Origin of the sequence: Armatimonas sp. (genome assembly GCF_043757465.1) — a bacterium.
Classification (GTDB): domain Bacteria; phylum Armatimonadota; class Armatimonadia; order Armatimonadales; family Armatimonadaceae; genus Armatimonas.
In genome coordinates, this window is record NZ_JAYVPL010000048.1 from 21548 (window position 1) to 27676 (window position 6129).

Sequence of the window (6129 nt, forward strand, 5' to 3'; positions counted from 1 at the left end):
TTTTTACTTTTCCTCAATAAAAATCGGTTTTTCAAGCCACTCGGGAATGCTCAGCGACTCACCAGTGCGGTCTAACGTACCGGAGAGGAGCAAGTCGGGAAGCTCCCGTTCTGCCCGTGCCAGAACCGCTTCGAGTGCCGTACTGGGAAGCTCCTCTTCCCCCTCAAAAAGGCTGTACTCGGGCAGAAGACGCGCCCCAAAGTCATCCACAAGAAAGACAGCCCACGGTAGGTCATCTTCCACTCCACTCGCATCCCAGATCGTCGCACAGTAGCCCGAGCCCGCTTGGTAGGCCAGGCTGCACTCGACATCTTCAATATCCAGATCCGTTCCCTCGGACAAGAGCGTGAGCCAGTGGAGCGGTGCAGGCACTTCGTCGTCGGCCTGGATCTCGTTCCAGGCTGCGAGCAAGACGTGCTCAAACCAGCGAAAGCGGGTCTCAAAAGCAGCGAACTCAGAATCGTCGGGGGTAAAAAGCATTCCCATAAGTGTATCACACACACCCTGATGCAGCACTCACACGGAAGAACAGCGGATCTTGCTCGGCGGATCTTCCCATGCTCGTGACGCGGATTTTATTTTTTTCTAACAAGAGCAGCCCCGGTTCCGGGTCGGTCAGGATCAGCTCAGCGGCAATATTATCTGGCAGCGGTGTTCCCTGAGGCCAGCCCGCCAGAGGGCGGGCACCACAGAGCTCCAGAACCGTGCGACTATGGTGCGAGACACCCCGATGCCGCGCACGCGGATCCGCCTCGGAGGCACGTAGGCAACAGATCGCCCGCCCGCCCAGAGCCGCAGCGACCTGAAGCACCCATGCTTGCTCGATCCCCGAGAACCCATAGCGCGTCCCCGTGCCCGCATTTCCTGGCCCGGGTGCAACAATGATCAGGGTCGCTTTTTCGAGAGCAGACGCGGCAATAAGAGCCGAGGGCAAGGTCACACACTCGCGCTCCGCGCCAAACGCCTGCCCACAGGTCAGCGTGCTGTCCAGTAGCCCCACCGCGCGAAGCTGCCCTACCAGCGTGGAGAATCCCAGGGGAAGTGCCGCCGAGTCGGTCATCACGTAGGCGATGCGTACATCCGGCCTCGCCGCCTTCGCCGCCGCCGCTACCAGTGCGACCTGGCTGTGCAGCAAGCAGGCCACGACGCGCACACCCTCCAGCGCTGCCCCGGTATCGTCCCACGCCGCGCTTTGCTCAGCCACGGCCACCGCGTGCTGAAGCGGCGTGTAGCGAAGCTTGATGATGTGCTCATCCCCACCAGAATTCCCCCCACCCAGAGGGTACCCTCTGGGTGGGAGGGGGCTTCCCATCACGAAATCCACCCCACCGGTGCCTAGCGAAAGATTAGTCGCGGTCACATTGAGCTGTACTTCGTCGCCCATGCTCAGCGGGCCGGTCAGTGCGGGGTAAGCGACAATCTTGCGCTCTGTCTGCTCCCCTACAACTTGTGCCCGCCCCCAGAGTGCGGCGGCAGTGACGCGCTCTATGGAGGTTATCGTGGCAACCAAACAATCCAGACGGGGCATCTTAGCGCAGCGCGGACTGGTCGCCCAGATGCACCGCAAGATCGGAGCCCAGCACGACATTGATATCAGGCTTAGCCTCTTTGAGAGTGCCCGTTGTGTCCGGGGACGTATCTTTTTGAATCGTCCCTCCGCCGAGCAGCTTGGAAATGCGCTCCGCACGGGGCTTGTTCGTGGCCTTCGTAAACCAGATCATCGTCTTCGTCTCAGTTTGCTTCGACACCTCTTTCACGTAGTCAGCGTCAAAGTTCCCCTGATCCCGCAGCAGCTCCGCTGCACGCCGCGCGGCCCCCGAGATAGCGGTCGCATTCTGCACCGCCACCGTCGTCACCCGATTGGCTGCCTGCTCATCGCCATTGACCAACCACTGCACCATTGCCTCGGTCTTACGACGATCTGGGATAAAAAAGAAAGGCTTCTTTTTCTCAAACTCCCCCAAAAGTGTCGCGGACGCCACCTGATCCGGCTGCGTGGCGCGATAGAGCGAGGCAACCGCCAGAAGCTGTTTGCGCTCCAGGTTGGTATCAAACTGCTTAAAGGCCATTTCGACAATAGGCCGAGCGCGATAGAACTGCTTCTTCCCCGAAGCAATCATCGCACGGATCATATTTTGCTGGCGCACCATGCGCCGCGCATCTCCATTCTCCTGACACTGATTCAGTTTAGCAATCTCTTCACGAGGCTTCAAACGAAACGTCGTACGCCCTGTGGCAATTGGGGAACCATCAAGATTGCGCTGGTAGATATCCACTTCACGGTAGCGTGCATAGCCAATGGCATCGTTGGCGGTTGCGATATGAACCGCGCCCTTTGGCAACTTAACATGCAGACCCGCTTTATTATCATGGTACTCAAAGGCATCAATCGTCTCGACATCTACGCCACCGAGTTCCTCAACAAGATTACCAACAGCATCAGGTTTAACGGCAATATAGAAGTCGGGTTTAACTCCCGTCACATCTTCAACCGCCTCACAGAGTAGCTTTGCCCCCCCCTTACCTGGGTAGGTATCCGCGCTCAGGGTTGCATTGATCTTGCCCGTATTTCCCGCAACATGAACCCGAGTGTCACGCGGAATCGAGAGTGCGGAGACATGTTTAGTCTTAAAATCAAGAGTGAGCAACATGATCGAATCCGCACGGCTTGAAGTGCCCGTGTAGCGCTGGTAATTTTTATCGTACTGGTAATCTTTACCAATAAGCAGAACCGTGATCTTATCTTTCTTGAAAAACTTAGTGGGGTCACTGTAGATCTTCCACCACGTAGACGGATCAGCGGTTCCTGTCAGCCCTGTGAAGAGCTTCCCAGCCCAGATACCACCGCCAATCACAGCGGCAAGAGCGCCAAAACCAATTAACTTTCGGAGAGGGTTGGCTCTCTTGCGGCGGCGGCCAGGGCGGCGTGGTGGCGCAGTGGGAACACTGGCACGGCGGGTTGTGGGGGGAGTTACTTTTCCGTTCACTTTACTTCGTCCGTTCACTATACTATATTATATCCCTAAATCGTTCCGGCGCTTAGGGTCATGAGGTAAACTTCTCCTGTGAATTGCGAACGCCTCGCGGTCTCGAACCGCATCTCAAACCTTATCCCCTACCAGCCCGGCAAGCCTATCGCAGATGTCAAGCGGGAGCTGGGCATTGTTGGGGAAATCATTAAGCTGGCCTCGAATGAAAATCCGCTGGGTCCCTCCCCGCTGGGAATCGCCGCGCTCCAGGCCGCGCTCCCCACCCTAGCGCTCTATCCCGATGGTGCGTGCCATGCACTACGCGAGGCTGTCACCGAGAAGTTTGGTCTCTCCCCTGACTCTCTGATCTTTGGCAACGGCAGCGATGAGATTATCCATCTGCTTGGGCTGACGTTTTTAGAGCCCGGTGATGAGATTGTGGTGGGCGACCCCACGTTTGTGCTCTACGAAACGGCCGCCACTCTGGCGGGCGCGAAGACCGTGAAAGTCGCCCTCACCGCAGGGGATATGCGCCACGATACCGCCGCGATGGCCGCTGCTTGCACCGAGAAAACTCGCCTGGTCTTTGTTGCGAACCCGCACAATCCCACCGGCTCCGTGATCTCTAAGGCCGATGTCGAGATACTTCTTGCAGCTCTTCCCCCTCGCGCGTTTCTGGTTCTGGATGAAGCCTACGCCGAGTACGTCGAAGACGATCCCGAGGTACCACGCGCCCTGGATTGGATCAAGGAGAACGCTCCCGTGATCTGCCTCCGGACATTCTCTAAGCTCTATGGCCTTGCCGGGTTCCGCGTGGGCTACGGCGTGGCCGCTCCTGAAGTGATCCGTCTGATCAACCAGGCCCGCTCCCCCTTCAATGTCAATCTTGCGGGACAGGTGGCAGCGGCAGCGGCACTCAACGACACGGAGTTTATTGCGCGTACCAAGAAGAATAACGACGATGGCATTGCGCAGCTCATCGCGGGTTTTGAAATATTGGGGCTGAGCTGGCTGCCCACACGTGCGAACTTTATTGTGGTGAACACTGGCAGACCTGCCAAAGCGATGTTCGATGCACTCCTCAAGCGGGGAATTATCGTGCGCGCCTTTCCCAATGACCTACCGACGCACCTGCGTGTCACGATCGGAACCCCTGAGCAGAACACACGATTCCTAGAGGCACTAACATTGTGCCTGACCTAAACCATGGGCTAGGCTACCCCCTCGCTGCACGCAACGCAAAGCCCCGTTCCACGATTGTCACCATTGGAAACGTCGCAATTGGCGAGGGCTGCCCGGTCGTCGTCATGGCGGGGCCGTGCAGCGTCGAGAGCCGTGAGCAGACTCTCGCCACGGCACGTGCTGTCAAAGCTCTCGGTGCCACGGTGCTACGCGGCGGTGCCTACAAGCCCAGCACGTCGCCCTATGGCTTTCGCGGGCTGGGAATTGAGGCGCTGGAGATTCTGGCAGAGGCGAAAGCGGAGACGGGCCTGCCGGTCATCACGGAAGTCATGGATCCACGCCTAGTCGAGACCGTCTGTCGCTATGCGGATATTCTCCAGATCGGCACCCGCAACATGCAAAACTACGACCTCTTGCGCGAAGTAGGGCGCACCCAAACCCCTGTCTGCCTAAAGCGTGGGATGTCGGCGAGCCTCTTAGAGTGGCTCCAGGCAGCGGAGTATATCCTGCTGGAAGGCAACCCCAATGTAATTCTCTGCGAGCGCGGCATTCGGACATTTGAAACCTACACCCGTAACACCCTGGACCTGGCCGCTGTCCCCGCCCTCAAAACTCTCACGCACCTGCCCGTGATCGTGGATCCGTCGCAAGGCACGGGCCGCTCCGCGCTCGTGGCTGCTCTCTGCCGTGGTGCCGTCGCCGTGGGAGCGGATGGCCTCCTCATCGAAGTGCATCCCCACCCCGAGAGCGCCCTCAAAGACGGCCCTCAGCAAGTTACCCACGACGGCTTCGGAGCCTTAATGGCGGAGCTGCATCCCATTGCAAACGCCCTAAATAGAGGCATCGCATGAAGCGGCTTCTCGGACTAATTGTCGCCGTTACCGTCTGCGCTTTCGTCACGGTGATCGGCCTGACAATCGCCACCGCTGCTGGAACCATTGGTGTGGGTGCCGACTACGACATGCCGCCTGCACAAACCCAGAAATTTGTCGCTGCCGCCGTCAACAAGCTCGGCGGCAAGCCCACCGATGAAGAAAGCAGCTATCTTCTCCCCGTTCTTCCCTGGTCGTCTATCACGATCAAGGCTTCTGTTACGCCCAAATTCACCGGGAGCCATGTGGAGTTCTACGGCCACGCCACGAAATTGAAAGAAATCAAGAAGCTTCTAGACCGACAGTTACCGCCTTTTTCTGGACAGTAAACGGACGGCCATTGCCGCGATTCTGCGCTCCGTATGTCGCCGTGAGTGCATGGCAGTTGGGACAGAGCAACCGCAAGTTCTCCGGGCGATTGTTGCGCCAGTTGCCATCAATATGATCCAGATGTAGCGGAATCCTCCCTGTGTTCAGATTTCGCTCCGCCCAGTGACACTGGCAACAATGCTCCCCGAACGTCCTCCGCACCCAACGTTGAACGTGCTTCGAAACACAAACCTCCGCCCGCGCACCGCTGCGCTCCCCTGCTGACCAGGCAGAGATATAGATCTCATACTCATGCTCGTGCTGGCACGTCTTGCAACAATAAATATCTACGGGACGACGAACAGAATTAGCACAAACAGTTCGATTACACTTCATTCTCGGCTTTTTTGGCATCGGCATTTTCAGTACTCTTTATGCCCGACACTCCTGAAGAAGACAAAAACCGAAAAGAAATATAAAACAAAAACAGCCGCATTAAATGCGGCTATTTCTAACGGGAGTTAGAGGACTTGAACCCCTGGCCCCGCGCTTTGGAGGCGCGTGCTCTACCAACTGAGCTAAACTCCCTTATTTTTTCTTATTTTGAATAGTATTTCTATTTCCCGAATCCTATTCCCAAAGACACCGAATCTTACCATATCCGGCTCTGGGTTGCCAGAGCCGGACAGCGTAAAGTATTAGGCCAAAATTTTAGAGACGACTCCCGCACCCACCGTTCGGCCACCCTCACGGATCGCGAAACGAAGACCCTCTTCCATAGCAATGGGAGCGATCAA

General features: G+C 57.3%; 8 protein-coding genes and 1 tRNA gene. 3 read left to right on the forward strand and 6 right to left on the reverse strand.

Going from position 1 to position 6129, the window contains the following annotated elements:
* Positions 1-3: 3 nt before the first annotated feature.
* The 3 genes from ACH2ED_RS06230 to ACH2ED_RS06240 are packed head-to-tail and all read right to left on the reverse strand — an operon-like array spanning position 4 to position 3005.
* Positions 4-480, reverse strand: a complete 477-nt coding sequence (locus tag ACH2ED_RS06230; protein ID WP_395089376.1) for a hypothetical protein — start codon at positions 478-480, stop codon at positions 4-6.
* A gap of 13 nt (positions 481-493) precedes the next feature.
* Positions 494-1528, reverse strand: coding sequence for a DUF3866 family protein (locus ACH2ED_RS06235; RefSeq protein WP_395089378.1), 1035 nt, complete (start codon positions 1526-1528; stop codon positions 494-496).
* Between the two features lies 1 nt (position 1529).
* Positions 1530-3005 carry an LCP family protein gene (locus ACH2ED_RS06240; RefSeq protein WP_395089379.1) on the reverse strand — a complete coding sequence of 492 codons (1476 nt, stop codon included), beginning with the start codon at positions 3003-3005 and terminating at the stop codon, positions 1530-1532.
* Between the two features lie 60 nt (positions 3006-3065).
* Between ACH2ED_RS06240 and hisC the strand changes: the two genes are divergently transcribed.
* From hisC to ACH2ED_RS06255, 3 genes are read left to right on the forward strand one after another with little or no spacing between them, the layout of a single operon-like run.
* Complete coding sequence (gene hisC / locus ACH2ED_RS06245; RefSeq protein ID WP_395089382.1) at positions 3066-4172, forward strand: histidinol-phosphate transaminase; 1107 nt, start codon at positions 3066-3068, stop codon at positions 4170-4172.
* Positions 4160-5002: a 3-deoxy-7-phosphoheptulonate synthase gene (aroF, locus tag ACH2ED_RS06250; RefSeq protein ID WP_395089384.1), complete on the forward strand. Its 843-nt coding sequence runs from the start codon at positions 4160-4162 to the stop codon at positions 5000-5002. The genes hisC and aroF overlap by 13 nt, the downstream gene beginning before the upstream one ends.
* Positions 4999-5352 carry a hypothetical protein gene (locus ACH2ED_RS06255; protein ID WP_395089387.1) on the forward strand — a complete coding sequence of 118 codons (354 nt, stop codon included), beginning with the start codon at positions 4999-5001 and terminating at the stop codon, positions 5350-5352. Before aroF ends, ACH2ED_RS06255 begins: the two co-directional genes overlap by 4 nt.
* On the opposite strand, the gene ACH2ED_RS06260 is transcribed toward ACH2ED_RS06255, so the two are convergent.
* The 3 genes from ACH2ED_RS06260 to ACH2ED_RS06270 all read right to left on the reverse strand — a co-directional run.
* Positions 5306-5752 (reverse strand): HNH endonuclease, encoded by a 447-nt coding sequence (locus tag ACH2ED_RS06260; protein WP_395089389.1) that lies wholly within the window; start codon positions 5750-5752, stop codon positions 5306-5308. The two genes, ACH2ED_RS06255 and ACH2ED_RS06260, sit on opposite strands and share 47 nt — an antisense overlap.
* 95 nt (positions 5753-5847) lie before the next feature.
* Positions 5848-5920, reverse strand: a tRNA-Trp gene (locus ACH2ED_RS06265).
* A gap of 110 nt (positions 5921-6030) precedes the next feature.
* Positions 6031-6129: hypothetical protein (locus ACH2ED_RS06270; protein WP_395088189.1), on the reverse strand; the 99-nt coding region annotated here is incomplete at its 5' end.